22 protein-coding genes are annotated in these 26,819 nt (G+C 69.2%); 10 read left to right on the plus strand and 12 right to left on the minus strand.

Features of this window, described 5'->3' with window-relative positions:
- The first annotated feature begins 53 nt into the window (after positions 1–53).
- The gene (locus tag F8S09_RS03030) at positions 54–566 is read left to right on the plus strand and encodes a hypothetical protein (RefSeq protein WP_322618474.1); all 513 of its coding nucleotides are present in this window, start codon (positions 54–56) and stop codon (positions 564–566) included.
- 10 nt (positions 567–576) lie between these two features.
- Here the strand turns inward: F8S09_RS03030 and F8S09_RS03035 are convergent, their stop codons facing one another.
- From F8S09_RS03035 to F8S09_RS03045, 3 genes are read right to left on the minus strand one after another with little or no spacing between them, the layout of a single operon-like run.
- Complete coding sequence (locus tag F8S09_RS03035) at positions 577–2,052, minus strand: aspartate aminotransferase family protein (RefSeq protein ID WP_407643650.1); 1,476 nt, start codon at positions 2,050–2,052, stop codon at positions 577–579.
- 10 nt (positions 2,053–2,062) lie between these two features.
- Positions 2,063–2,881, minus strand: coding sequence for a hypothetical protein (locus F8S09_RS03040; RefSeq protein WP_152868799.1), 819 nt, complete (start codon positions 2,879–2,881; stop codon positions 2,063–2,065).
- A gap of 20 nt (positions 2,882–2,901) precedes the next feature.
- A complete protein-coding gene (locus F8S09_RS03045; RefSeq protein WP_152868801.1) occupies positions 2,902–3,522 on the minus strand; it encodes an NUDIX hydrolase in 621 nt (206 codons plus the stop codon).
- A 23-nt stretch (positions 3,523–3,545) separates the two neighbouring features.
- Here F8S09_RS03045 and F8S09_RS03050 point away from each other — a divergent pair, with 23 nt between their 5' ends.
- From F8S09_RS03050 to F8S09_RS03075, 6 genes are all read left to right on the plus strand, one after another.
- Positions 3,546–4,298 (plus strand): fumarylacetoacetate hydrolase family protein, encoded by a 753-nt coding sequence (locus F8S09_RS03050; protein ID WP_152868803.1) that lies wholly within the window; start codon positions 3,546–3,548, stop codon positions 4,296–4,298.
- A gap of 155 nt (positions 4,299–4,453) precedes the next feature.
- The gene (locus F8S09_RS03055) at positions 4,454–5,728 is read left to right on the plus strand and encodes a S41 family peptidase (protein WP_322618475.1); all 1,275 of its coding nucleotides are present in this window, start codon (positions 4,454–4,456) and stop codon (positions 5,726–5,728) included.
- Between the two features lie 189 nt (positions 5,729–5,917).
- Positions 5,918–8,158: an ATP-dependent Clp protease ATP-binding subunit gene (locus F8S09_RS03060; RefSeq protein ID WP_152868806.1), complete on the plus strand. Its 2,241-nt coding sequence runs from the start codon at positions 5,918–5,920 to the stop codon at positions 8,156–8,158.
- Positions 8,159–8,258: 100 nt separating this feature from the next.
- Positions 8,259–8,534, plus strand: a complete 276-nt coding sequence (locus F8S09_RS03065; RefSeq protein WP_152870008.1) for a DUF2087 domain-containing protein — start codon at positions 8,259–8,261, stop codon at positions 8,532–8,534.
- 5 nt (positions 8,535–8,539) lie between these two features.
- Positions 8,540–9,889 (plus strand): DNA repair protein RadA, encoded by a 1,350-nt coding sequence (gene radA, locus F8S09_RS03070; RefSeq protein ID WP_322618476.1) that lies wholly within the window; start codon positions 8,540–8,542, stop codon positions 9,887–9,889.
- Between the two features lie 81 nt (positions 9,890–9,970).
- Entirely contained in the window at positions 9,971–10,213 is a 243-nt protein-coding gene (locus F8S09_RS03075) for a WGxxGxxG family protein (RefSeq protein WP_152868808.1), read from the plus strand.
- A 60-nt stretch (positions 10,214–10,273) separates the two neighbouring features.
- Here F8S09_RS03075 and clpB read toward each other — a convergent pair whose 3' ends face one another.
- The 9 genes from clpB to glnA form a co-directional block, all read right to left on the minus strand.
- Positions 10,274–12,832 carry an ATP-dependent chaperone ClpB gene (gene clpB, locus F8S09_RS03080; protein ID WP_152868812.1) on the minus strand — a complete coding sequence of 853 codons (2,559 nt, stop codon included), beginning with the start codon at positions 12,830–12,832 and terminating at the stop codon, positions 10,274–10,276.
- Between the two features lie 88 nt (positions 12,833–12,920).
- Complete coding sequence (locus F8S09_RS03085) at positions 12,921–13,931, minus strand: lipocalin family protein (RefSeq protein WP_152868814.1); 1,011 nt, start codon at positions 13,929–13,931, stop codon at positions 12,921–12,923.
- Between the two features lie 253 nt (positions 13,932–14,184).
- Complete coding sequence (locus F8S09_RS03090) at positions 14,185–14,772, minus strand: class I SAM-dependent methyltransferase (RefSeq protein WP_227978437.1); 588 nt, start codon at positions 14,770–14,772, stop codon at positions 14,185–14,187.
- A gap of 150 nt (positions 14,773–14,922) precedes the next feature.
- The gene (locus F8S09_RS03095; protein WP_152868818.1) at positions 14,923–15,669 is read right to left on the minus strand and encodes an ABC transporter ATP-binding protein; all 747 of its coding nucleotides are present in this window, start codon (positions 15,667–15,669) and stop codon (positions 14,923–14,925) included.
- Positions 15,666–16,484: an ABC transporter ATP-binding protein gene (locus F8S09_RS03100; RefSeq protein ID WP_322618477.1), complete on the minus strand. Its 819-nt coding sequence runs from the start codon at positions 16,482–16,484 to the stop codon at positions 15,666–15,668. Before F8S09_RS03100 ends, F8S09_RS03095 begins: the two co-directional genes overlap by 4 nt.
- On the minus strand, positions 16,481–18,304 hold the full coding sequence (locus F8S09_RS03105) for a branched-chain amino acid ABC transporter permease (protein WP_152868820.1): 1,824 nt from the start codon (positions 18,302–18,304) through the stop codon (positions 16,481–16,483). Before F8S09_RS03105 ends, F8S09_RS03100 begins: the two co-directional genes overlap by 4 nt.
- Positions 18,301–19,314 carry a branched-chain amino acid ABC transporter permease gene (locus F8S09_RS03110; protein WP_152868822.1) on the minus strand — a complete coding sequence of 338 codons (1,014 nt, stop codon included), beginning with the start codon at positions 19,312–19,314 and terminating at the stop codon, positions 18,301–18,303. Before F8S09_RS03110 ends, F8S09_RS03105 begins: the two co-directional genes overlap by 4 nt.
- Before the next feature lie 185 nt (positions 19,315–19,499).
- Positions 19,500–20,654 carry a branched-chain amino acid ABC transporter substrate-binding protein gene (locus F8S09_RS03115; RefSeq protein ID WP_152868824.1) on the minus strand — a complete coding sequence of 385 codons (1,155 nt, stop codon included), beginning with the start codon at positions 20,652–20,654 and terminating at the stop codon, positions 19,500–19,502.
- Positions 20,655–20,905: 251 nt separating this feature from the next.
- Positions 20,906–22,267, minus strand: coding sequence for a type I glutamate--ammonia ligase (glnA, locus tag F8S09_RS03120; protein ID WP_152868826.1), 1,362 nt, complete (start codon positions 22,265–22,267; stop codon positions 20,906–20,908).
- A 228-nt stretch (positions 22,268–22,495) separates the two neighbouring features.
- Between glnA and F8S09_RS03125 the strand changes: the two genes are divergently transcribed.
- The 3 genes from F8S09_RS03125 to F8S09_RS03135 all read left to right on the plus strand — a co-directional run bounded on the left by F8S09_RS03125 (position 22,496) and on the right by F8S09_RS03135 (position 26,754).
- Complete coding sequence (locus tag F8S09_RS03125) at positions 22,496–24,652, plus strand: glutamine synthetase III family protein (protein WP_152868828.1); 2,157 nt, start codon at positions 22,496–22,498, stop codon at positions 24,650–24,652.
- 102 nt (positions 24,653–24,754) lie between these two features.
- The gene (locus F8S09_RS03130) at positions 24,755–25,555 is read left to right on the plus strand and encodes an AAC(3) family N-acetyltransferase (RefSeq protein WP_322618478.1); all 801 of its coding nucleotides are present in this window, start codon (positions 24,755–24,757) and stop codon (positions 25,553–25,555) included.
- Complete coding sequence (locus F8S09_RS03135; protein ID WP_152868830.1) at positions 25,552–26,754, plus strand: alanyl-tRNA editing protein; 1,203 nt, start codon at positions 25,552–25,554, stop codon at positions 26,752–26,754. The genes F8S09_RS03130 and F8S09_RS03135 overlap by 4 nt, the downstream gene beginning before the upstream one ends.
- Positions 26,755–26,819 lie beyond the last annotated feature (65 nt).

The following is a 26,819-nucleotide window of genomic DNA, read 5'->3' on the forward strand; positions in this document are numbered from 1 at the left end:
CCCGGCCTTGAGACTCGGCCCCCCGGCGGCGGCGGGCGCGACAGCATGCGGGCGTGACCGCCCCCCTCCGGCCCACCCGCCCGCTCCCCACCCGGCCCACAGGCTATGTGGAACTGGCCCGCTACAGTAGCCTGGGCCGCTTCTGGACGTACCTGGCGAGCGCCGCGCGGGTGGGGCGCGAGGTAACCGGGGTGCGCGGCGACCTCCCCGAAACTTGCCGCCGCCGCATCAGCGGGTACGCCCTGCCGGGAGCCGCCCTGCTGCTCGACGTGCCCCGCGTGACCGAAGCGCTTGATGAGGGTTTTGTCGCCCACCCCGCTCTAATCGCCCTGCTCGCCGGCGACCCCGACCCCCTCCGCGCCGAGTTGAATGCCCACTACGAGCTGCGGCTGGATGCGGTGCTCGCTTTCACCGCCGCCCGTGACCTGATCGCCCGGCCGGAGTTCCGCTTCGTGCCGCTGGTGCCCGGACTCTCCGAGTTGCCCGCCGACCTGCCCCTCCGCGCCCGCCGTATGGGCCGTGACGAGGTGCACGTGCTGGTGCAGCGGGCGTGTGGGCTGGCGTAGGGGGTTCCGCCTACCCGTCGCTGTCGGTCCGCTTTTTCGGCTTGCTCGCCGCGAACTTCGCCAGCCGCGCCGTGACTGCTGGGGGCGTGTTCGTCAGCAGGTGGCGGGAGGCGGGATTGCGACCTGCGAAGACCCCGACCCGGCCCAGCATGGTGAAAAAGAGGTCTTCGGGCATGTCCAGCGCCGGGGTCAGCCGCACCGTGCGCTTGGAGCTGAGGCTAAGGTTCGCCATGACCTCCGCCGCGTGCAGCTCGCGCAGGGCCAGGATGGCGGTCGCCTCGAAGACGATCTCCCGGAGGGGGCCGGGTAGGGGAACCCCCACCATCGGCCGGAACTGCATCGCCAGCAGCAGGCCCTGGCCGCGCACACTCTCGAACAGGCGGGGGTACTCCTCCTGCAAGGCCCGCAGCCGCGCCAGCCCCATCTCGCCGAGGCGGGCGCTGCGGGCGGGCAGGTCCTGCTCGACGAGGTACTCCAGCGACTTCAGACCCACCGCCATCGCCAGCGCGTTCCCGCCGAAGGTATTGGAGTGCCGCTTGCTGCTCAAGCCGCCCAGCATCTTCTTGTAGATGGTGTGGCGTACGATGGTCGCGCCCACCGCCGTCATGCCGCCGCCCAGCGGTTTGGCGAGGGTCACGATGTCGGGGTCGAGGCCCTGCGCCGCCGACTCGAACCAGTGCCCGGTGCGGCCCAGCCCGGTCTGAATCTCGTCCGCGATGCAGACGATGCCGTACCGCTGGCACAGCTCGCCCACCCCTCGCAGGAAGCCGGGCGGGGGGATGTTGACGCCGCCCTCGCCCTGGATCGGCTCGACCACCACTGCGACCACGTTGTCCGGCCCCAGCCGCCGCACCAGTTGTGCCAGCGCGTCGAGGTCGCCGTAGGGACTCGTGACTGCCCCCGGTACCAGCGGCCGGAAGATGTCCTGATACTCCGGGTTGGGCGTCAGCGACAGGCTTCCCAGCGTCTTGCCGTGGTAGCCGCTGGAAAAGGAGATGTAATGCTTGGCCTTGGGTCGCCACGCCTTGGCGAACTTCAGCGCCCCCTCGATGGCCTCGGTGCCGCTGGAGCAGAAGAAGACCTGCGAGTCGGCGTGCGAGGGCAACTCGCGCGAGAGCAGCCGCACGAGGTTGGTCTGGAGCGCCGCCCGCCACGGCGAACTGGACTGCTGCGGCAGGCTCATCGCCCGGTTCTTGTCCAGAAACTCGTGCAGGAAGCTGGTAATGACGGGTGGCATGTCCCCGAACGGCACCGCCGCGTAGCCGGACGCATTGATACGCCGCGTGCCGTGCTCGTCCTCCAGCTCCCAGGGCGAGAAACGGTAAAACGGCCCGGAGAGGTCCAGCAGCCCGAGGCCGTACAGGAGTTCCTCGTTGCCGTACCGCATGTCCAGCGTCCGCACTTGCGCGGGGCTCAGGCGTTCATCGAGCACGTCCCCGGCGCGGATGAAGCCCGGTGGGAGTGGGGCGGGGGGAAGGGAGGTCACGCGGGGCAGTCTAGCGCCGCTGCCCCAGGCTTCCGAGGCGGGCGGTGAGGTCCCGCGCCAGCCCCGGACTCGCCCCCCGCACTCCCGGCACCTGCTCGGCGAGTTCCTGCGTCCATTCCCACGCCTCGGCGTACAGCGTTGCCAGCTCGTCCAGCCGCCCGGTCAGGTGGGCATAGCGGTCCAGCGTGGCTGCGCTCAACTCCCACTCCGCCCGGCGCGAGGCCGTGAGCCAATGGTCTGTGTTCCCCTCGGCCAGCCGTGCCAACCGCAGCAGCCCGCCACGCACCCACCCCAGCAACTCCAGCGCCCGCACCCGCTCGCCGCGCTTTAGCACGTTCACACCGAAGACCAGCCAGTTCAGCAGGCGGTCATGGAGGAGTTGTGCCTCCGCTCGCGGTTGCAGCCTCTCCTTCGCCACCAGCGCCGTGAGGTGGGCAGCGAGGCGCCCATCCCGGTCCTTGAGCAGCATGACGGCGGGGTTAATGTTCTCGTTGGGCCAACCTTCCACCTGCGAGAGCGCGGTGTCCGGCTCGGCGTGCAGCTCCACCCGGATCAGGCCGTCCATCACGGCATTCGGCGTCCCGAAGTCGTTGAGCACGAAATGCCGCACCGGGGCCACCCCCTCCAGCCAGGCCCGCACGTCGAAGCTGGGTAGATCGGCGGGTGAGAGAAATACGTAGTACTCCAGGTCGCTGAAGGCGTCAGCGGTGCCCTGGGTGAAGCTGCCGTAGGCGAGGGCGTGCCCGATGCGCCCGTCCGCCCGGATCGCGGCGCGGATGGCCCGGTCCAGCTCGCGCTGCGTGGGGGTCACCGGACGGTGGGGAGGCATGGCGCGAGTGTAGCCGCCCCTCAATCCACATCCACCCCCAGCCCCGGCTCCTGCCACAGCACCACCATCCGCCGCACCTGCTGGGGCAGGTTGCGCCCGAGGCTGAGGGGTGGCAGGTCGTCCGGCGAGAACCAGCCGCTCTCCAGCGTCTCAGTGTTGTCGGGGTGCGCGGCCACGTCCTCCAGCAACTCGCAGGCGATGAAGACCTTGTAGACGGCCCACAGGTCGGGCGGGTGAGGATGCTTTTGCTTGTCGAGCAGCGCAAGGAGCCGCACCGCCTGCACCTCACGTCCCGTCTCCTCCCGAACTTCGCGCACGGCGACCTCGCGGGGGCTGTCACCGGGGTCAGCCCAGCCGCCGGGCAGGCTCCACAGCCCGTCGGCCCGCTCACGCGTGAGCAGCACCTCGCCTGCCCCGTTCAGCACGACGGCCCGCACGTCCACCTTGGGCGTGAGGTAGCCGCGCTCGACGCTCAGCAGACCGTGAACCTCCCCCGGCGTCTGCCCGGTGCCTTCGGCCAGCAATCCAGCAGTGAGGGCGAGCAGGCGCTCGAAGCGCTCTCGGTCGTAGGGGTCGCGGGTGTAGGTCAGCCCGGCCTGGGCGATGGACTGGAGTTCGCGGAGCTGGGCGAGGGAAGGCATGGCCGAGCGTATATCCTCGCCCCATGCGTCTGGTCCGAATCGAATATGGGGGCGCCCCGCAGTGGGGTCAGGTTGCAGGAGACACGGTCCATCTCACACGCGGCATGGGCGGCGAGCGGACGGGGGAGACCGCGCCGCTGTCCGGTACCCGCCTGCTTGCCCCCGCCGAGCCGAGCAAGATCGTCTGCGTGGGCCGCAACTACGTCAACCACATCAAGGAACTCGGTAACGACACGGGCGAGCTGCCGAAGGAGCCCGGCATCTTCCTCAAGGGGCCGAACGCCCTGGCCGCCGAGGGCGAGACGGTGGCCTATCCGGAGTGGACCGAGAACTTCCACTTCGAGGGCGAACTCGCGCTGGTGATCGGGCAGCAGGCCCGCGACCTGACCCCGGAGAACGCGCTGGAACACGTCGCGGGCTACACCTGCGGCCTGGATCTCACTGCCCGCGACCGCCAGAAGACCGACCTGCAATGGTTCCGCGCCAAGGCCGCCGACCGATTCTGCCCACTGGGACCGTGGCTGGAAACCGCGTTGGACCCGTCCGACGTGCGCGTCGTGACCCGCGTGAACGGCGAGACGCGGCAGGACGGGCGCACGAGCCACATGATCTTCGACGTGCCCACCATCCTGACCTACCTCACCCGCTACGTGACTCTGGAACCCGGCGACGTGGTGCTCACCGGCACCCCCGAGGGCGTCGGGCCCCTCTCGCGGGGGGACGCGGTGGAGGTCGAGGTGGAGGGCGTCGGGGTGCTGACCACGCGGATCGGCTGAGGCGTGGGGCACAGCATGCTGACTCCCCTCAAGGAGGGCTGCCCGCGAGGCTGCTGGAGAGGCCCGCACGCAGCGTGACCGCTCCCCCCACCCGCCCCCCAGCATCGGAGGGCCAGCCACGATTTCCCCTCCCGCCCCCGCGCTAGCCTGAGCCCGTGCCCCACAACCTGCCCCTTTCCCGCGCGGCGGCGCTGCTGGCCCTGTCCCTGGGGCTGGCGGGCGCGAGTCCGGCGACCGACCTGTACGACTCCGCGACCCAGGCCCTGGAGACGCGCTATTTCGGCTGGGCGACCGCCGACCGCTCCGAACTCGCCCGGCGTTATGCCGATGTGCTCGCCGAGCGCTGCGCCCCCCAGGGTGACGCCTGCGACTACGCCACCGCCCGCACGGTGCTGGGCGAACTCCTGACCGAACTCGGCGACCCCCACACCAACGTCCGCGACCCGGAAGGCGCCGAGCGGCTGCGCGAGGTCAGCGAGAACCTCGCCGTGCCCCGAACGGGCGTGCGGACCGCGCGGGTGGTAGGGGGCCTCCTCGTCGTCTCGGTGACTCCCGGCAGCCCCGCCGACCTCGCGGGCGTGCGGAAGTTTGACCTGCTCACCCGCGTCAACGGCGAGGTGCCCGGCAAGGACGCTGCGGGCAAGAACCTCCCGCTGGGGCCGAACGAGTTCGTCACGCTGGAGCGCCGCGCCGCCCCCCTCTCCGTGACCGTGCGCCGCGCCGGGGTGCCCGACCGCGACCTCACCCTGACGACCGCCCCGCTGCAAGCCCGCGACGAGCCGACCCTCGGCTGGGTGGAGTCAGAGGGTAGCGGACGGGTCGCCGTCATCGACTTTCCCAGCTTTCTGCCGCAGGACAGCTCCGAACTCTTCCTGAAGCGGCTGACCGAGGCGCAGGCGGGCGGGGCCTCGGCCCTCGTCGTGGACCTGCGCTACAACGGCGGCGGCTCGCTGGGGGAGTGCGTGGCGGCGGCGAGTGTGTTCGCGCCCGTGGTCTACCAGTCGCGCTGGCAGGGGGGCACCTCCAGCTACGGCGGCGTGCGTGGGGAGGAGGTTCGGGCGGCGGTAGCGAGGACAGCGGCCCCGACCCTGAACGTGTGGCGCGGCCCGGCGGCGGTGCTGGTCGGGCCAGGCACGGCGTCCTGTGCGGAGGTCTTCTCGCACTTCGCGCGGGGAGCGGGGGCGGTCGTCGTCGGGGAGGCCACGCGCGGCGTTGGCAACAGCGGGGTGCAGTTCCTGCCACTGCCGGGCGGGAATCTCCTCTCGCTGACGGTGCTGCGGGCCTTTGACGCGGCGGGAGAGCCCCTGCCCGCGGCCCTCACGCCCGATGTGGCGGCCCCGACCGACCTCACCGCGCTAACCACCCGGGGCGAGGACACTACGCTCGCGGCAGCGCTGCGGCGGCTCGCGGCGGTGGACGGCGGGCCATGAGGAAGCGTGTCCGGCCCAGCGAGATGGTGACCCTTCGCCGCGTTTCCCGCCTTCGGCGGCCCATAGACTAGACTTCAGGCAGGAAGTCCCACCTCACGCCGCCCTGCCCGGCCCTCCTTCTCTGCATCCCGGACCCCGCACGACTTCGCCCCGTCCCACTCTCGGACACCGACACAGGGGGGAGCCTCCATGAACCGATACGACGACCGCGCCCGCCTCGTGTTTCACTACGCCCGCGAAGAGGGCAACCGCCTCGGGCACGCGATGGTGGGTCCCGAACACCTGCTGCTCGGCCTGATGCGCGAGGGCGGCACCGCCGCGACCATCCTGACTGAGTTCGGCGCTTCCCTGGACGGCCTGCGCCGCCGCGTCGAGGAGATCATCGGCCGGGGCGAGGGCAACCGCCTCAACGACGCCCCCTCCATCACGCCCCGCGCCCGTCGGGTGATGGAACTCGCCTCCTCGGAGGCCCGCAACCTCGGCGCCCAGGTAACCTCCACCGAACACATCCTCCTCGGCATCATTCGCGAGGGGGACGGGGTGGCCTTCCGTATCCTCCAGGAACTCACCAAGGACGTGGACACCATCCGCTGGCGGGTGCTCGCGCAGGGCGAGGGTGGCGCGTCCGGCAAGGCGGCCAAGCCTGTCGCCACCCCGTTCCTCGACGAGTACGGCCGCGACCTCACGCAGCAGGCCCGCGAGGGCAAGCTCGACCCCGTGATCGGCCGCTCGGAGGAAATCCGGCGCGTTACCCAGATTCTCACCCGGCGCACCAAGAACAACCCGGTGTTGATCGGGGACCCCGGCGTGGGCAAGACCGCCATCGTGGAGGGGCTCGCGCTCGCCATCCATGAGAAGCGCACGCCGCCCAACCTGCACGGCGTCCGGCTGGTCAGCCTCGACCTTTCGGGCGTCGTCGCCGGGACCAAGTACCGCGGCGAGTTCGAGGAGCGGCTGCGCCAGATTATCGAGGAACTTCGCAACGCCAAGGTGATGGCCTTTATCGACGAGCTGCACACCCTGGTTGGGGCGGGCGGCGCGGAGGGCACGCTGGACGCGGCCAACATCCTCAAGCCCGCGCTCAGCCGGGGCGAGATTCAGGTCATCGGCGCGACCACGACGGGCGAGTACCACCGCTACATCGAGAAGGACGCCGCGCTCGAACGCCGCTTCCAGCCCGTCATCGTGCTGGAGCCCAGCCCCGCCGAAACCCTCCAGATTCTGCGCGGCCTGCGCCCCCGCTATGAGGAGCACCACGGGGTCCAGATTCCCGAGCAGGCGCTTGAACTCGCCGTCCGCATCGGCGAACGCTCGCTGCCGGGCCGCAACTTCCCCGACAAGGCGATCGACCTGATCGACGAGGCCGCCAGCCGCGTCCGCCTGAACATGAGCGTGGGCCTCCCGGTCGCGGAAACCGAGGACGGCGAGCCCTACGTCACCCGCGAAGACATCGAGAGCGTCATCAACTCGATGGGCGGCGTGTACTCCGAGGAGTCGGCGGCGCAGCTCACCGACCTCGAAACCCAGCTGACCGATCAGGTGTACGGCCAGCCCGACGCGATCAAGGCGCTTTCCAGCGCCCTGCGCCGCGCCCGCGTGGGCCTGGGCGGGCGCACCCGTGTGGCGGCCAGCTTCCTGTTCGTCGGTCCCAGCGGTGTGGGCAAGACCCACCTCGCTAAGGCGCTCGCGCGGACGCTGTTCGGCTCCGAACGGTCGCTGATCCGGGTCGACATGAGCGAGTTTCAGGAGTCGCATTCCATCTCCAAGCTGATCGGCTCGCCTCCCGGCTACGTGGGCTTCGAGCAGGGCGGGCGCCTCACCGAGGCCGTGCGCCGCCAGCCCTTCTCGGTGATCCTGCTCGACGAGATCGAGAAGGCGCACCCCGACGTGTACAACACCTTCCTTCAGGTGCTGGACGACGGCCGCCTCACCGACGGGTTGGGCCGCACGGTGGATTTCCGCCGCACCATCATCATCATGACCAGCAACACGGGCTTCAACGTCAACCCGACGGTAGGCTTCAGCCCGGTCACGCAGGATTCCAACACCCCGCTGCGGCATATCTTCACGCCGGAATTTCTGGACCGCCTCGACGACGTGATCCGTTTCCGGCCGCTGGGCGAGGAGGAACTGGTGCGGGTCGCGCAGCAACTCCTCGGCGAGATGCGCGAGGAACTCGCCAGCCGTGAGCTGAACGTGACCTTCGACCCCGCCATTGCCGCGTGGCTGGTGGGCAAGCTCAAGGCCCGCAGTCCCAAGCACGCGGTCGGCAGCAGCCGCCAGCTCCGCACCCTGGTCCGTGAGGAACTCGAAGACCCGCTCGCGCTGGAGCTGCTGGGGCACGCGGGCGAGGAACTGCGCGTCGTGCTGGGCGAGGACGGCATCCAGTTCGAGCGCGGGATGACGGCGCCGCCGCAGATTCTGGCCTGAGGGTCATTCTCACGGGGCGGGGGCTTGGGCCTCCGCCTCTTTCCTGTGGCCTCACTCTGGGCACGGTGCTGTCCGGGCTGAACCGCTAGCATGCCCCTCTATGACCAAGAGCATCGCCGCTTTTCAAGACGAACACGGCCGCATCACCGGCTGGCCCTCCGACCGCCGCCGGGCGCACCAGCTCGCCATCCTCGACCACCTCACCGGGCTGTTCGAGCCGGGCCGCCGCTACTCGGCCGAGGAAGTCTCGGCGCTGCTGCACGACCACAGCACCCTGGAGGACCCCTCCGTGCTGCTGACCGAACTGGTGGACGGCGACTACCTCGCCGCTGGGGACGGGAGCTACTGGCGGGCGGACGCCAGGCCCAACGGGTAAGCCCGGTGGCGAGAGTCACGACCAAGTACGTCTGCACGTCCTGCGGCTACCAGTCGGCCAAACCGCTGGGCCGCTGCCCGAACTGTCAGGCCTGGAACTCCTTCGAGGAGGAGGTGCCCACCGTCGCTGCCGGGAAAGCCCGCACGGGCGGCGCAGGGGGCTACGGCGGCGTCACCGGCGGCAAGCTGACGGCCCTCTCGACCGTCGGGCGGCGCGAGGAACCCCGCACGCCCACCGGCATTCCCGAACTCGACCGGGTGCTGGGGGGCGGCCTCGTCGCGGGCGGCGTCACCCTGATCGGCGGCGAACCCGGCATCGGCAAAAGCACGCTGCTCTTGCAAGTGGCCGACCGGCTGGCGCGAACCGGCCAGACCGTGCTGTACGTCGCGGGCGAGGAATCGCTGGAGCAGATTCGCCTGCGGGCCGACCGCCTGGGCGTCACCGCCGAGATTCAGCTCACCCGCGACACCCGCGCCGAGCACGTGGCCGCGCTGATGGCCGAGCACAGGCCCGCCCTGTGCATCGTGGATTCGATCCAGACCGTCACCGTGGAGGGCGACGGCACCCCCGGCGGCGTGGCGCAGGTCCGCGAGGGCACCGCCCTGCTCACCCGCGCCGCCAAGGAGACGGGCACCGCCACCGTCCTCGTGGGGCACGTCACCAAGGAGGGCACCGTCGCCGGGCCGAAAGTGATGGAGCACATCGTGGACACGACCGTCTTTCTGGAGACGGTGGGCGCCTTCCGGCTGCTGCGCTCGGTGAAAAACCGCTTCGGGCAGGCCGGAGAACTCGGCGTCTTCGAGATGCGGGGGGAGGGGCTGGTCGCGGTGGAGAACCCCAGCGCCGCCTTTCTCGCTGAGCGGCCCGTCGGCGTGCCCGGCAGCGTCGTCGCGGCGACCATCGACGGTCAGCGGCCCATGCTGCTGGAGGTGCAGGCTCTCGCCAGCAAAACGCCCTATCCCAATGCCCGCCGGGTGGTCGTGGGCCTCGACCCCCGCCGGGTGGATGTGGTCCTCGCAGTGCTGGAGCGGCGGCTGGAACTGACCCTGGGCGGTCTGGACGTGTACGTCAACCTCGCGGGCGGCCTCAAGGTGCCCGACCCCGGCCTGGACCTCGCGGTCGCACTCGCCGTGTACTCGGCGGTCGTGGGGCGGGCACTGCCAGGCAACGTGGCGGTCTTCGGCGAGGTCGGGCTGGCGGGCGAGGTCCGCTCGACCCAGGGCGCCCTGCGCCGCGCCGAGGAAGCGACCCGCGCGGGCTACCGCCAGCTCATTGTGCCGCCGGGCCTGGACGGGCGCGAGGGGGTCCGCAGCGTGGAGGAGGCGGTAGGCGTGGTCTGGAAAGCGGGCACCTGAACGCCCCTGCCCCGCGCACATACAGGTTTGCTCAAGGGCGGGTCATCTCTCCCTTCTGGGCGATGCGTCACACTGCTCCTCATGAAGAAGAACGTGCTCAAGACCCTGACCCTGGCGGCCGTGCTGGCCTTTCCCGTGAGTGCTTATGCCCAGACCGACGGCAGCGAGGGCGAGACGGTCGGCACCGAGGCGCCTGCCGAGGCCACCGATTCCGCCACCGACTGGGGCTGGCTGGGCCTCGCGGGGCTGCTCGGCCTCGCTGGCCTGACCGGCAAGCGCTACACCCAGACTGTGGTGAACAGCACCAACACCACCCGCCGCTAAGACGCGCCAACAGAGCCGCCGCCCCACATGGGGCGGCGGCTTTGTCATGCGTTCAGTCGTTCAGTTCAGCACACCCGTCTCGAACCGGAATCCCTGCCCGTCGTAGTCCACCGTCAGCGTGCTGCCGTCGGTGACGTGGCCGGAGAGAATCTCGCGGGCGAGCGGCGTCTCGATCTCGCGGGCGATGGCCCGCTTGAGGGGCCGGGCGCCGAAGGCGGGGTCGTACCCGATCTGCGCGAGGCGGTCCTTGGCGGCGTCGGTGAGGTGCAGGGCCACCCGGCGTTCGGCCAGCCGCCTCCGCAGGCCCTGGGTCTGGATGTCCACGATGCGGTGCAGGTCGGCCGGGGTCAGCGCGTCGAACACGATGATGTCGTCCACCCGGTTGAGGAACTCGGGCCGGAACTCGCCACGCAACTCCTCCATCACGGCCTCGCGGATCGCCTCGGCGCTCTCGCCCCGGTGCTGCATCTCCAGAATCAGCGGCGAGCCGATGTTGCTGGTCAGGATGATCAGCGTGTTGCGGAAGTCCACCGTGCGGCCCTGACCGTCGGTGAGGCGGCCGTCGTCGAGCACCTGAAGCAGCACGTTGAACACGTCGGGATGCGCCTTTTCAATCTCGTCGAGCAGGATCACCGCGTAGGGTCGGCGGCGCACGGCCTCCGTAAGCTGGCCGCCTTCCTCGTAGCCGACGTAGCCGGGAGGCGCCCCGATCAACCGGGCCACCGTGTGCTTTTCCATGTACTCGGACATGTCGAGGCGGACCATCGCGTCCTGCGAGTCGAACAGGAACTCGGCCAGCGCCTTGGCCAGCTCGGTCTTGCCCACCCCGGTCGGCCCCAGGAACATGAAACTGCCCAGCGGCCGGTTGGGGTCGTTCAGGCCCGCGCGGGCGCGGCGAATCGCGTCGGACACGCTCACGATGGCGCGGTCCTGGCCGATCACGCGGGTGTGCAGTTGCTCTTCGAGGCGCAGCAGCTTCTCGCGCTCGCCCTCCATCAGCTTGCTGACCGGGATACCCGTCCAGCGGCTCACGACGGCGGCGATGTCCTCCTCGGTGACTTCCATGTGCGCGAACTCGGCGTCCTTGAGCTTCCGTTCGAGCTCCTGCACCTCGCGTTCGAGTTGCGGCAGGGTGCCGTATTCCAGCTCGGCGGCCTTCTGGAGGTCGTACTCGCGCCGCGCCTTCTCGATCTCGGTGCGGACCCCGTCGAGCGCCTCGCGCTTCTCGCGCAGGGCCTGAACCTCACCGCGCTCGGCCTCCCAGCGGCTGCGGACCTCGCTCAGCTCGTCGGTGACGGCCTTAAGGGACTCCTCGATGTCCAGCAGGCGGTTTTGCGAGTCCTGATCCTTTTCCCGCCGCAGCGCCTCGCGCTCGATCTCCAGTTGCAGCTTGCGGCGCTGAAGCTGGTCGATGCGCTCGGGGCTGGATTCCAGCGCCATCCGCAACCGGGCGGCCGACTCGTCGATCAGGTCGATGGCCTTGTCGGGCAGTTGGCGGTCGGTGATGTAGCGGTGCGAGAGCTGCGCCGCGGCGACCAGCGCGGGGTCGGTGATCTCCACGTTATGGTGAACCTGATAGCGCTCCTTGATTCCACGCAGGATCGAGATGGTGTCCTCCACGCTGGGCTCGTCCACGAAGACGGGCTGGAAACGGCGCTCCAGCGCGGCGTCCTTTTCGATCTCGCGGTACTCGTCGAGGGTGGTCGCGCCGATCAGGTGCAGCTCGCCCCTCGCCAGCGCGGGCTTGAGCATGTTGCCCGCGTCGGGGCTGCCCTCGGTCTTGCCCGCCCCCACGATGGTGTGAATCTCGTCGACAAAGAGGATGACCTCGCCCGCCGACTGCACGACCTCGTCGATGACGGCCTTGAGGCGTTCTTCGAACTCGCCCCGGAACTTGGCCCCGGCGAGCAGGCTGCCCATCTCCAGCGAGACGATGCGCTTGTCCTTGAGGCCCTCGGGCACGTCGCCCTTCACGACCCGGATGGCGAGCCCCTCGGCAATGGCAGTCTTGCCCACGCCGGGCTCGCCGATCAGCACGGGGTTGTTCTTGGTGCGGCGCAGCAGAATCTGCATCACGCGGCGAATCTCCTCGTCGCGGCCGATCACGGGGTCGAATTTGCCGTCGCGGGCACGCTGGGTCAGGTCGGTCCCGTACTTTTCCAGCGCATCGAATTGCTGTTCAGCGGTCTTGGTCGTCACGGTCTTTCCTTTCCGGGCCTCGGTCACGGCCTGACGCAGCGCGGCCTCGGCGGGCAGGCCCGCAGTGCGGCTTTCTCCCCGCAACGCGAGCAGCAGCGTGTCAGCGGCGACAAAGGCGTCGCCCAGCGTCTGCGCTTCCTTTTCAGCGGCTTGCAGGGCGCGGTTCAGCGCGGGATCGAGGTACAGGTTCTCGCCGCCACCCTGCACGCGGGGAAGTTTGGCGAGTTCGGCGTCCAGCGCGGAGCGAATGGCCGAGAGGTCACCCCCCGCCGAGGTCACGGCGCGGGCGGCGGTGTCGTTGTCGAGCAGCGTCCGCAGCACGTGCGCGACGGTCAGGGTCTGTTGATGGTTGGATTGTGCGAGTTGTTGGGCGGCGGCCACGGCTTGCAGCGCCGCTTCGGTGAAGCGTTCGGGATTCAAGAGAACCTCCTCAAGTACCCCTATTTTGCAACTTGAGTGTGGTCATGTCAAGTTTCCAGAGTCGAGGATGGGGTGACGGGTGTCCCGTCTAGCGCCCGGAAGGAACGAAGCGCCCTCCCTCGGCCCGTGTGAGCAATCCGCCCACGAGTTCCCCCATGCCCTCGGCGGTGACCGGCTGCCCGGCGAGCGTCCCCGTGCCGCGCACCGGCCCCTCCCAGTACGCGACCGAGGTATTGCGCGAGAGGAGTTCCTGTTCGTCGCGCAGGGGTTCCAGCGTCAGCGCCAGATCGGGTGCCGTGACCTGCCAGGTCAGCACGTAGTCGCGCCTGCTGGGACTGCGCCAGGTGCGGCCCGGCGTCATCGTGACGCCCGGCACCTCCCGCGCCACCCCGGCCGCGTCCACCCGCGAGGCGGCGACCTGCACGACCTGGCCCGCCGCATTCCGCACCCGGTAGAGCATCAGGTCCGAGCCGTCCGAGAGGTGCAGCCCGAACCAGTCCCATCGAGCCTGGGCGCCGGGTTGCTGGTCGCCCCACTGGTGGTCGAGCCAGGCCTGCCCGGTCGCCGTCCTCGCCCCGGCCCCCGACACCAGCACCGTCCCCGCCACGTCCATCCGGGTGATGCTCTGGTAGTACAGCCGCCCGACCTCCGGCGTGCCCGAGTACCCCGGCGGATGGACCACCGGCCCCTTGCGCGGCGTGAGCGTGAGGTTCAGCGGCCCGGCCCGCAGCGTATAGACCTCGCCCTCCTGGCGCAGCCGCCACTCGCCCTGCTCGACCCTCAGCGGCGGAAAACCGAAGCGGGCCTGCTGCACCTCGTTCTCGTAGAAGTTGAGCTGCCCGGTTCGCAGGTCCGTCACCGCCACGTGCCCCGCGTGATACGGAATTCCCCGGTAGTTCACCTTGAACTGCGCCCAGTGGAAGGCCAGCCCCGACTCCGGCAGGTAGCCCGAGACGTACCACCACTCCATCGGGAAATTCTTCGCGCCCAGGTCAGCGGGAGCCGGGAGCCGCGCCGGGTCGAACGCCTGCGGCGCGGGCAGGCACGCTGAGAGCAGAGCTGGAAGGAGGACCGCCGCGCCGACGTGGAGGAGTCGCATGGTTGACCTTACCCGGTCTGGACAAGGCAGAGACGTGGCAAGGGCCATGAACCGGGTGCAAAGAAGGAGGGCCGCCTTCCCATCTGGGGGCGACCCTTTCCGTCTTGACTTCCCGACGTGCAGAAAACGCCGGGGGATGGTTCCCAAGCACGTCACTCCTTTGAAGGAGTGACCTCACCCCCAGGAGTACCGAGCTGTCAGGACGGACTGCTGCGGTGTTGACGACGCGACCCAGTCTGTCCGGGTGAAGAGCTCACGCCCTGTACCCGACCCATCCTCGGAAGGTGAAGCCCGCATAGAAGAGGGCTACATCGCTAAAGCCTGCCTCACGCAAGATGGCCTCGTCCTGCTCTGGTGAAAGGAGGGGGAGACGGTCGCTGATGGCCGTCACCGCGTTCTGCGCCTTCGGTGCGGGGACCCCGGCCGCGACCGCGAAGGCGGCGTAACGGGCAAGCCATTTCGCCTTTTCCCCGTCCTGCTGCGGAAAGCTGTGGTGGGCGATGACAAAGGGGGCGCCGGGCTTCAACCGCTGATGGACCTCGGCCACTGTTCGCCGCCGCTCTTCCTCCGGGAGGAAATGCAGGGTGAGCAGGCATGTGGCGCCATCAAAAGGACCCGCCGGGGCGCTGCCGATATACCCCTGGTGGAAGTCGACGCGGGGAGCCAGAGGCCCCAGCGTGCGCTCGGCCAGCCCAAGCATCTCGGCCGAGGGGTCCACACCGCACAAGCGCCAGCCGGGATGGGCCTCAGCAAAGACCTTGAGTTCCAACCCGCCGCCCGCGCCGAGGACGAGCACATGCCCCTCGTCGGGCACGCGCTCGGCAAGCAGGAGCCCAGTCATCTGTTGCAGGCTCTGGAAGCCCGGCACCTGCCGCGCAGGTCCTTCGGCATACCGGGCGACCGTTTCAGAATCGGAAAATGGGAACAAGGGCGACTCCCTCCTGCGGCGAAAGGGCTTCAAGCACGGCCGGACCTCTCCGCCCCCTTGCCCTCACTCGTCGCCCAGATACGCCTTGCGGACCGTCTCATCGCGGGCGAGTTCGGCCGCCGCGCGGCTGAGGCGAATCTCACCGGTCTGGAGGACGTAGCCGTGGTGGGCGATGCCCAATGCCATGCTCGCGTTTTGCTCAACGAGCAGGATGGTGGTGCCGCGCTCGCGGTTGAGCATCTGCACGATGTCGAAGATCGCTTCGACAAAGAGGGGCGACAGACCCATGCTGGGCTCGTCCAGCAGCAGCAACCTGGGGTTGACCATCAGGGCGCGGGCAATCGCCAGCATCTGCTGCTCACCGCCCGACATGGTGCCGCCGAGCTGGTTCTCACGCTCCTTCAAGCGGGGGAACAGCGCGAAGCCTTCCTGAATCCGCTGCTCGATCAACCCCCGGTCGGTCACCGAGTAGGCCCCTACCTCCAGGTTCTCGCGCACGCTGAGCTGCGGAAAGATGCGGCGGCCTTCCGGCACGTGGCTCATGCCCCGGCCCAGCAGGGTGTGGGCGGGCACGCCGGTCACGTCCTGCCCCGCGTAGAGTACCTGCCCGGCCCGCGGCTTCATCATCCCGCTGACCGTGCGTAGGGTGGTCGTCTTGCCCGCCCCGTTGCCGCCGATCAGGGCGACGATCTCGCCTTCCTTTACGGTCATGTCCAGCCCCTTGAGGGCGTGAATCTGGCCGTAGTAGGTGTGGACTCCGCGCAGCTCCAGCAGCGGCGCCGTGCCCGTGCCCGTCTCCTGCGCGGTCATCTGGCCTCCTTGCCGTAGTCCCCGGCTGCCGCGCCGCGCCCCAGGTAGGCTTCCATCACGGCGGGGTCGTTGCGAACCTGATGGGGCAGGCCCTCGCTGATCTTGGTGCCGTAGTCCAGCACCGTGATGTTCTCGGACAGTGTCATCACCAGCCGCATGTCGTGTTCGATCAAGACCACCGTCACGCCCAGGTCGTCGCGGATGCAGCGGATCAATGCCTTGAGGTCCTCGGTCTCGCGGGGGTTCATGCCCGCCGCCGGTTCGTCCAGCAGGATCAGCTTGGGCGTGGTCGCCAGCGCCCGGGCGATTTCCAGCTTGCGCTGGTCGCCGTAGGGCAGGTTGGTCGCCAGTTCGCCCCGCCACTTGCTCAACCCCACGAAGTCCAGCATGATCCGCGCGGTCTCGCGGGCCTCGCGCTCGGAGTCGTGGAAGCCGCGGGTGTGCAGCACGGCGTCGAGGAAGGTGGCCTTCAGGCGGCTGTGGCGCCCCACCATGATGTTTTCCTCGGCGGTCATGGAGGAGAAGAGCCGGATGTTCTGGAAGGTGCGGGCGATCCCGGCCGCCGCCACCTGGTCGGGCCGCAGGCCGATCAGCTCGCGCCCCGCCAGCCGGACGCTGCCCCGGTCGGGCGCGTAGATGCCCGTGATCAGGTTAAAAAAGGTCGTCTTACCCGCTCCGTTCGGCCCGATCACCGAGATGATTCCGCCCTGAGGAACCCCGAAGGTCACGTCGTTGACGGCGGTGAGCCCCCCGAAGGTCTTGGTGAGGTGCTGCACGTCCAGAATGAGGGGCGTGCTTCCCTGGTAGGCCGTCACTTGGCTCCTCCCGCCGGTTCGTCTTCCTTGCGCGTCTCCAGGCCAGGGCTGAACACGTCGCCCCCGCCGCCCGTGAGCGCGGGGCCGGTGCCCTTGGCGCTGTCGTCTTCTTGGTTGTCCTCGTGGTGCAGCTCCAGCGTGCGGCGGCGGCTGGGCAGAAGTCCCTCGGGGCGCAGCAGCATCATGGCAACCAGAATCGCCCCGAAGATCAGGCGCTGGAGTTGTCCCGGATTGGCCTGCTGCGGGATCCAGCTCAGGCCCGCCGTCGCCTCGCCCAGCCCCGGCAGGATGCGCAGGTTGAGCAGCGTCACCACCGTCGCCCCCAGAATGACGCCGGGGAACGAGCCCATGCCGCCCAGAATCACCATCGCCAGCACACCGATGGACTGAAACAGGTTGAAGCTCTCGGGGCTGACGAAGGTCTGCTTGGCCGCGAAGATCATGCCCATCACGCCCGCGAAACTCGCGCCCGTGGCAAAGGCGATCAGCTTGGTCTGCACCAGCGGCACGCCCATCGCCTGCGCCGCGACCTCGTCGTCGCGGATGGCGATCCAGGCCCGCCCGATGCGCGAGCGGTCGAGCCGCACGTTCACCAGCAGGATCAGCGCCACCATCAGCAGGCACAGCACGTACAGGAACAGCAGGCCGTACTGGTCTTCCGCGAAGCCCAGCCGCGCCGCCAGCGTGTCGAACCAGCCCACCGACGCGCTCTTGATGGGCGTGATGCCCTGCGACCCCGCCGAGTACAGGTCGAGGTTGTTCGCCAGCACCCGGATGACTTCCCCCAGCCCCAGCGTGATGATGGCGAGGTAATCGCCCTTGAGCCGCAGTACGGGCAGGCCGATCAGGACACCCACGACCGCCGCTGCAAAGACGCTCAGCGCGAGAAACAGCCAGAAGAAGCTGGGATCGATGCCGGTGGTCAGCCCCGTGATGCCGTCGGCCGTGAGCAGCAGGATGCTCCGCGCCACCAGCACCATCCCGACCACGCCCGCCAGCGCGAGCAGCACCCGGCTCAGGCTCAGCAGGGCGCCCCGTGCGTCCCGGCCCCGGCTCTCGCTGTAGGCCAGATACAGCAGCCCCAGTCCGGTTGGAACCAGCCCGATCCACAGCGCGGCGGTGCTCCAGGGACGGTCCCCCAGCGTGAACAGGCCCCGTCCCGCGAAGAACCAGGCCACCCACCCGGCGACGAGCAGCAGCACCAGTCCCCAGGCCCCCGCTCCCGACAGGTCATCGGCCCGGCGGCGTTGCAGTGCCAGATAGCCGCCCAGCCCGGCGAGCAGGGTCACGGCCCCCAGCACGGCGGTCGCCGCCGCACTCGCTCCCGGATTCTCGGCGAAGTAGCGCCCGATCTCCGCGAAGCGCGGGCTGGCGAAGATGCCCCAGGTATACGCGCCCACTGCAAAGAACGCCACGTACCCCAGGTCCAGCAGCCCCGCGAGGCCCACCACGATGTTCAGTCCCAGCGCCAGCGCCGCAAAAATCATGATCTGGATGCTCAGGTCGAGCAGCGAGGTGTCTTCCTGCCCGGCCCACGGCAGGATCAGGAGCAGGCTGCCCAGCCCGACGAGCGCCTTGGCCCAGGGGGCAGCCCGCCACAGGTACGCGAACAGCACGTTCGCCAGGAAGAGCGAAACGACAATCGCTTCCACGATGGGATTGCGCAGCACCGCTCCCAGCCCGCCCAGGGTATCCAGCAGGTCGCGGTTGTGCGAGACGAGCAGCAGCGCACTCGTCACCACGAAGATCAAGAGCAGCAGCCCGGTGCGGTCGGGAGCCGGAGCCGCGCGCCGGGGGGCCATCGGATTCGCTGCCGTCATACCTTCTCCACATTGCTCTTGCCGAGCAGCCCGGTCGGTTTGAAAATCAGGATCAGCACCAGGACGATAAAGGCCCCGATGCGCTGGTAGGAGGCGTCAATCGACTCCAGGTTGGCGATCCCCAGCAGCCCGCCGAAGATATTTGTCACCCCGATCAGGTTTTGAATCACGCCCAGGGTCAGGCCGCCCAGCACCGCGCCGGGAATCGAGCCGATTCCCCCCAGCACGGCCGCCGTAAAGGCAATGATGCCGGGATCGAAGCCCGAGTACGCGTTGACCGTGCCGAACTTCAAGCCGAACAGCACGCCACTGATGCCGCCCAGTGCCCCGCCGATCAGGAAGGTCGCGCTGATCATGCGGTTCGAGTCGATGCCCATCAGTCCGGCGGTCACCCGGTCCTGCGCCACGGCGCGAATGGCCTTGCCCAGCCGGGTGCGGTTGACAAGGTAATTCAGCACCGCCAGGCTCAGCAGCGACACCACGATCAGGATCACGTCCTTGAGCTGCAGGTCCAGGCCGATCGTCCGCAGGGCGTTGCCCAGAGCCACGCAACTGCTGCCCTCGCCGCAGAACTTCCCGGAAAAGCCCTCGGGCAGCGTGTAGGTCAGGTCGAAGCGGCCCTGGAAACCCTCGATCAGCCGCAGCACGTCCTGCAAGACCAGGGACACGCCGATGGCCGTGATCAGCGGCACCAGCTTGGGCGCGTTTCTCAGCGGGCGGTAGGCCAGGCGCTCGATCAGCACGTTGAGCAGCCCCGAGATCACCATCGCCGCCAGCAGGGCGATCAGCAGCTTGAGGTAGCCGTTCATGGGGCTGGGGGTCAGCACCCGGAACACCTCGAAGCCCACGACCGCGCCCGTCACGAACACCTCCGAGTGGGCGAAATTGATCAGTTGCAGCACGCCGTACACCATGGTGTAGCCCAGCGCAATGATCGCGTACACGAAGCCCAGCACGAGGCCGCCCGCGATCACGTTCACGAGAAACGGCAGCAGTGTGGCGAGATCCAAGGTCCTTGCTCCTTTCGGGGAGGGGGGTGCCCCATCGGGGCGAGAGAAAACGGAAAACCGGACCCCGCGGAGGGAGCCGTCCGAACATTAGCGCGTCAGGTCACATTCTGTTCTGGGCCACAGAGAGGGGGCCGGGCATCTGCGGCCCAGCCCCCGGTGCAGCGATTCCCTGCGTCCGCCCGGTCTTACTGGCGGGCGGGACGAACGGGCAGGCGGGCCGAGAGCTGGTACTTGCCGCCCTGCACGTTCATCACGTAGAGGGTGGCACTCCTGCGGTCACCCACGCTGTTAAAGCTGACGTTGCCCGAGAGCAGCCCGGTAAAGGTGCCCTTGCGGATGGCGGACTCGACCTGCGTGCGGCTGGGCACCTTGTTGCCATTGGCCTTGTGCGCGGCCAGGATGCCCTGCAGCACGACCTTGGCGGCGTCGTAGCCAAAGGCTGCGAAGCCCTGGGCCTGATCCTTGAAGGTCTTCTGGAAGTTGGCGGCAAAGGTCTTGGCTGCCGGAAGCGCGTCGATGGGCGCGGCCACGGTCGTGAAGTAGATGTTGGTCGCGCCCCTGCCCGCGATGGTCGCGAGTTCGGAGCTGTCCATGCCGTCGCCGCCCATCACCGGGGTGGTGATCCCGGCTTCCCGGAGTTGCTTGATAAAGACGCCGATCTGGTTGTAGATGCCGCCGAAGTAGATCGCGTCGGGGCGCTGCAGGCGGATCTTGGCGATGATGGAGGAAAAGTCGCTCTTCTCCTCGGTGCCCTCGTTGCCCACGACCTGCACGCTCTTGGCCTTCAGCGCCTTTTCCACTTCCTTGGTCAGGCCCTCGCCGTAGGCGGTCTTGTCGTTGAGCAGGTAGACCCGCTTGGCCTTGAGGTTGTCGGTCAGGAAGTTCGCGCCCGCCGGACCCTGCGCGTCGTCACGGGCCACGATGCGGTTCATGTTGCTCAGGGCGCGGTCGGTCACGTTGTTCGCAGTGTTCGCGGGGCTGACCATCGCCACGCGGCTGGAGACGAGCGCCTGGCTGCTGGGAATCGCCACGCCCGAGTTCAGGGTGCCGACGACTGCGAGGATGGAGCGGTCCGCAGCGATCTTGCGGGCCTGCGCGGTCCCGGTCGCGGGATCGGCCTGATCGTCATAGGCGACGAGTTGCAGGTTCATCCCCAGTTTCTGGAACTGCGCCTTGTACTCGTTCACGGCAAGCTGGGCGCCGTTGCGAATCTGGGTCCCAAGGTCGCTCTGCCCGCCGGAGAGCGGCGAGAGGGTGGCGATCTTGACGGTGGTCTGGGCGCTGGCGCTTCCCAGGGCGAGGGCGGCCAACACGGACAGGCTCAGGGCGGTGCTCTTCATGGTTCCTCCAAGGGTATTTGCGCTTTGGGCGCTGTTGTCGGGTGGCCTGATTGTAGGGACACCTAAAGGGGAAGTCAACGCGCCGCTCATCATCGGCTGAGCAAGAAAGGAAGTCATTTGGAGAGGGCTGACCACCACAATTGCGCTTCCTGGCCCCTGGGGATGTCCAGATTGCCCGTCTGTGCCCCAAGACCCGCCCGGAACCTATGCGGGGGGGCTCCTGACCTGTCTGGATGAGCGCCGCAGCTGCCCTAGATCAGCTCCAAGTAGCGCTCCAGTTCCCAGGCATGTACCGCCGCGTTGTACTCGGCCCACTCCGCGCGCTTGGCGGTGACATAGCGGTCCATGACGTGCTCGCCCAGCGCGGCGGCCAGCACCTCGTCGCGCTCCAGTTCGTCCACGGCCTCGCGCAGGTCGCCCGGCAGGTCGCGCACCCGGTGGTGCCGTTTTTCGCGCACGGTCATCCGGAAAATGTTCCGCGCGATGGCAGGCGGGGGTTCCAGCCCGCGCTCGATGCCGTCCAGCCCCGCCGCGAGCATCACCGCCAGCGCAAGGTAAGGGTTGCAGCTGGGGTCCGGCATCCGCACCTCGGCGCGGGTGGAGGCGCCGCGCTTGGCCGGAATGCGAATCAGCGCCGAACGGTTCCCGGTGCTCCAGGCCACGTTGACCGGGGCCTCGAAGCCGGGGACCAGCCGCTTGTAGCTGTTTACCAGCGGGTTGGTGATCGCCGCCATGCCCCCGGCGTGTTCCAGCAGCCCCGCGATGAACTGCCGCGCCGTCGGCGAGAGGCCGTCTTCGGCCCCTGCGTCGGCGAAGGCGTTCTCGCCGCCGCGCGTCAGGCTGAGGTGGCAGTGCATCCCCGAGCCGCTGACCCCCGCGATGGGCTTGGGCAAGAAGCTCGCCAGCAACCCGTGTTCCAGCGCCACCCGCTTGACCACGAACTTGAAGGTGGCGAGGCGGTCGGCGGCTTCCAGCGCGGGCGCGTAGCGAAAGTCGATCTCGTGCTGCCCCGGCGCGACCTCGTGGTGGGCGGCCTCGATCTCGAAGCCCATCCCGACGAGGTGCTGGGTGATCTCCCGCCGGATGCGCTCGCCCCGGTCCACGGGCGCGAGGTCGAAATACCCGGCCCGGTCGTGCGTGACCGTTCCCTGCCGCCCGCCGCTGCCGGGCACCGGGCGCTCAAACAGGAAGAACTCCGGCTCGGTGCCCACCAGCATCTCGAACCCCAGGGCGGCGGCCCGCTCGACCTGCTGCCGCAGCACCCGCCGGGGATCGCCCCCGAAGGGCGTGCCGTCCGGCAGCGTTACGTCGCAGATCAGCCGCGCCACCCGGCCCCCCTCGTGGTCCTCGGCGGAAAAGGGCGGGTAGATCAGGAAGGTGGAGAGGTCCGGCGCGAGCAGCATGTCGCTCTCCTCGACGCGGGTAAAGCCCTCGACCGCGCTGCCGTCGAAGGTCACGTCGCCGCGCAGGGCCTTTTCGAACTGCGAGCGCGGCACCTCCACATTCTTCGTCGCCCCCAGGATGTCGGTGAATTGCAGCCGCAGAAACTCGACCCCCTCGTCAGTCAGGCGGTCGAGCAGGTGGCGGGCAGCGGCGGACAGGACAGGGGTCATCAGCAGGGGGCCTCCGGGCGTCACGATAAGGGGTGCGGGGCAATTGCGCCATCTCTGATCGAACTTTACGAGTCATTTTGCATGAGGCGTGCCATCTCGCGGAGGCAGAGGAGCTGGTCCGTGCACCCCGTTCGACAAAAGTTGACCAATCTGCATTCCCGCCCCCATACTCCGGTCATTCACAGGCGGCGCCGGTCCCCAGCCCACCTGACTCCCCAGGAGGAATCCATGAACCACGACTTTGACGTGCTCACCGCCGCCCGCAGCTGGCGGGTCGAACGGGGCGAGGTGCCCACACCCGCTGAGGTCGTCAGCGAACTGTTCGCCCGCGACGTGCTGACGCTCGAGCAGCTCAAGGCCCGGCTCTCCAAGCCCGCCTACAAGAGCCTGCGGGCGACCGTGGAACGCGGCGAGCGGCTCGACCCCGGCATCGCGGACACGGTCGCGCTCGCCATGAAGACGTGGGCGATGGAGCGCGGCGCGACCCACTACACCCACTGGTTCCAGCCGCTGACCGGCTCGACCGCCGAGAAGCACGACGCGTTCGTCTCGCCCAACGGGGACGGCCTGGCGATCGCGGCCTTCAGCGGCAAGGAACTCATCCAGGCCGAGCCCGACGCCTCCTCCTTTCCGTCGGGCGGGCTGCGGGCCACCTTCGAGGCGCGGGGGTACACGGCCTGGGACCCCTCCAGCCCGGCCTTTATCATCCGGCACAGCAATGGGGCGACCCTGTGCATCCCGACGGCCTTCGCCTCGTGGACGGGCGAGGCGCTCGACCTCAAGACGCCGCTGCTCAGATCGGCCGAGGCGCTGAACAAGGCCGTCGCGCCCGCGCTGCACCTCTTCGGCGCATCCGAGGGCACGCGGGTGGGGAGCACGGTGGGGGCCGAGCAGGAATACTTCCTGGTGGCCGAGGAGTACTACTTCCGCCGCCCCGACCTCGTGATGACCGGGCGGACCCTGTTCGGGGCGCGGCCCCCACGCGGGCAGGAACTCGAAGACCACTACTTCGGCGCGATTCCCGACCGGGTGCTGAGCTTCATGACGGACGCCGAGCTGCAGCTTTACGCGCTGGGCATCCCGGTCAAGACCCGCCACAACGAGGTCGCGCCGGGGCAGTTCGAGATCGCGCCCATCTTCGAGCAGAGCAACGTGGCCGCCGACCACCAGCAGCTGCTGATGCAGGTGCTCAGCAACACCGCCCGCAAGTACGGCCTGGTCTGTCTGATGCACGAGAAGCCCTTCGCGGGCGTGAACGGCTCCGGCAAGCACTGCAACTGGAGCATGGGCACCGACGCAGGCGAGAACCTGCTCGAACCCGGCGACACCCCGCACGAGAACCTCCAGTTCCTGTTCTTCTGCACGGCGGTGCTCAAGGCCGTGGACGAGCATCAGGACCTGCTGCGCATCTCGGTCGCGGGCGCCAGCAACGACCACCGCCTCGGCGCGAACGAGGCCCCGCCCGCGATCCTCTCGATCTTCCTGGGCAGCGAACTCACCGACATCCTTGACCGTATCGAATCCGGCGAGGGCGGGCGCGGGCCGGAAGCCGGGCTGCTGGGCCTGGGCTCCAGCGTCCTGCCGCGCATTCCTCGCCACGCCGGGGACCGCAACCGCACCAGCCCCTTCGCCTTTACCGGCAACAAGTTCGAGTTCCGGGCAGTGGGGTCCTCCCAGAGCATCTCCTTTCCGGTGACGGTGCTGAACACCATCGTCGCCGACGCGGTGCAGACCCTGACCGCCGAGTTGCAGGCCCGCCTGACGCGCGGCCTGGAACTTGACGAGGCGGTGGGTGAACTCGTGCGCGAGACGTATGCGGCCCACAAGCGCATCGTCTTCAACGGGGACGGCTACTCCGAGGAGTGGCACCGCGAGGCCGAGGAGGAGCGCGGGCTGCTCAACCTGCGGACCAGCGTGGACGCCATCGAGCACCTGGGAGACGAGAAGAACGTGCGGCTGTTCGGGGGCTTCGGCGTCCTCACCGAGCGCGAACTCGCAGCGCGGCAGGAGATCCTCTTCGACATCTATTTCAAGACGGTGAACATCGAGGGCGAGACGACCGAATCGGTCGCCCAGACGATGATCCTGCCCGCCGCCGTGGCGTACCTCGGCGACCTCGCCCGCGCCGGGGGCAGCCGGGCGGTGCGCGAGACGACCGCCGAGGTGGAAGCCGCCGCCGACGAGCTGTACGACGCCCTGGGGACCTTGCGCGAGCAGAACCGTGCGCTGGGCGGCGACACTGTGCATGAGAAGGCCTACCACATGCGCGACCAGATTCTCCCCGCGATGGCCGGGGTGCGGCAGGCCGCCGACCGCCTGGAAAAGCTGGTGGCCGACGCGCACTGGCCGCTGCCGACCTACCGGCAGATGCTGTTCGTGAAGTAACCGTCGTCTCCCAGCGCAGAGCAGCAAAGCCCCGGCTCCGGCTGGGGCTTTTGGCTGTTCTGACTGCTGACCGCTGAGGGCTGAAAGCTCTACACTTCCCCCGTGTTGAACCTGCGCCGCAAGCCCGTCGTCACGCCCTCCGATCTCGATGAGGGGCTGGCGGCCCTGGGGCTGTCCGGCTCGCAGCATGTGATTGTCCACGCCAGCCTGCGCTCGTTCGGGCAACTGGAGGGCGGGGCGAAGGCGGTGGTGGACGCGCTGGTGGAACGGACCGCGACGGTGGTGGCCCCGGCTTTTACCTACGGCACGCTGCTGCGGCAGGCCTCCTCGCCCGTACATCAGCGCTTTCACCGCGACCTGCGGGTCAGCCGCGACATCGGCCGGGTGCCGCAGGAACTCGTGGACCGCGCCGACGCCGTGCGCTCCTTTCACCCCACCCTGTCCTTTATCGCGCTGGGGCAGGCGGCGGAGCAGGTCACGGCGGCCCAGACGCTGGACAGTCCCTATCAACCTATCGGGGCGCTGTACGACCTGAACGGCTTCGCGCTGATGATGGGCGTGGACTTCGGCAGCAACACCAGCGTCCACTACGGTGAGCACGTGGCGGGGATGCCGCTGCTCACCCGGTATGTGCCCATCGGGACCGAGGTGCGCCCCACTGCCTTTCCCAACTGCTCGGCGGCGTTCGGGCGGGTCAAGCCCCACGTCACGGGCCAGAGCGTGACGGTGGGAAGCGCGGTGCTGGAGCTGTACCGGGTGCGCGACCTGGTGGACGCCACTGTCCGCCTCGTCACGGCGAACCCCGAGGCCCTGCTATGCGACTACTCCTCGTGCCGCTGCCAGGAGGTGCGCCGCCTGGTTCGCCAAAATGGCCTGACGCCGCGCCCGCACGGGGCCGCATGACCCGTCTGCTGTATTACGACGAACCCACGCAGCTCAGCTTCGCGGCCACGGTGACGGCGGTGGAGGCGGGCCGCGTCGCCCTCGACGCCACCGCCTTTCACCCTGAGGGCGGCGGCCAGAATGCCGACACGGGGGTGCTGCGCTGGGACGGCGGCGAGGCCCGCGTCACCGACACGCAGAAGGACCGGGCGACGGGGAGCATCTGGCACACGCTGGAGGGCAGCCCGCCCCCCATGGGCACGCCCGTCACGGGCGAGGTGGACGCGGCCCGCCGCTGGCGGCAGATGGCCCGCCACAGCGGGGAACACCTGCTCGCGCAGGCGTTTTTCCGGATCAACCCGGCCTTCCGCGTCGCGGCGGTTGGGATGCGCGGCCCCGACTGCACCCTGGACCTGGAGGGCTTTCCGACCGAGGCCGACGCGCAGGCCGCCGAGGGGCTGCTGCGAGAAACTCTGGCCCGCCACGACCTCACCCTGGAAACGCGGGTAGTCCCCGAGGCCGAGCTGCCGAGTTACCCACTGCGTCGCCCCCCCCAGGTGCGCGGACAGGTTCGCCTCGTGATCTTCCGGGATGAGGCGGGCGTGCCCTTCGACGTGAGCGCCTGCGGCGGCGTCCACGTTCCCCGCGCTGGGATGGCCGCACCTGTGGCCGTCCTGCGTACCGAGCGCATCCGCTCCGGCCTGACGCGGGTGGTGTTCCGGGCGGGGGAGGAGGCGGCCGAGTTCCTGACCGCCACCTACCGGGACGCGCGAGCACTGGCCCAGGGCTTCAGCGTGGGCGTGCCCGACCTGCCCGCGCGGGTGGCGGCGCTGGTCACCGAGCGGGACGCGCTGAAGGTGGAAGCGGCGGCCCTGCGAACCCGGCTCGCGGCGGCCCTGGTCGCGGCCGCCCCGGTGGGGGAGGTCGCGGGCGTGCCGCTGCGAACCCTGAACCTGGACGACCCCACCCTCCTCCCCGATGTGCTGGCGGCTACTCCCCCCAGCGAGGTCTGCGCCGCCGTCACTCCGGGCGGGCGCTGCGGGGTGGGCAGCGGGCGGGCCGAGGTTCCCGCCGGGGCGCTGCTAGGCGAGGTCCTGAAGGGGACGGGTGGCCGGGGCGGCGGGCGGGCCGACCTCGCTCAGGGGCAGACGGCCGACCCCGCCGCGTTTCTGGACGCGGTGCGGGCGGCCCTGAACGTGCAGACCCTTTCAGCCCCCTGATCCCTCCACTGCCCGGCGGCCCGTCTTCACCATTGGCTGACCACTGGCGCTTATTCTGAGGGACG

Origin of the sequence: Deinococcus terrestris (assembly GCF_009377345.1) — a bacterium.
Lineage (GTDB): Bacteria > Deinococcota > Deinococci > Deinococcales > Deinococcaceae > Deinococcus > Deinococcus terrestris.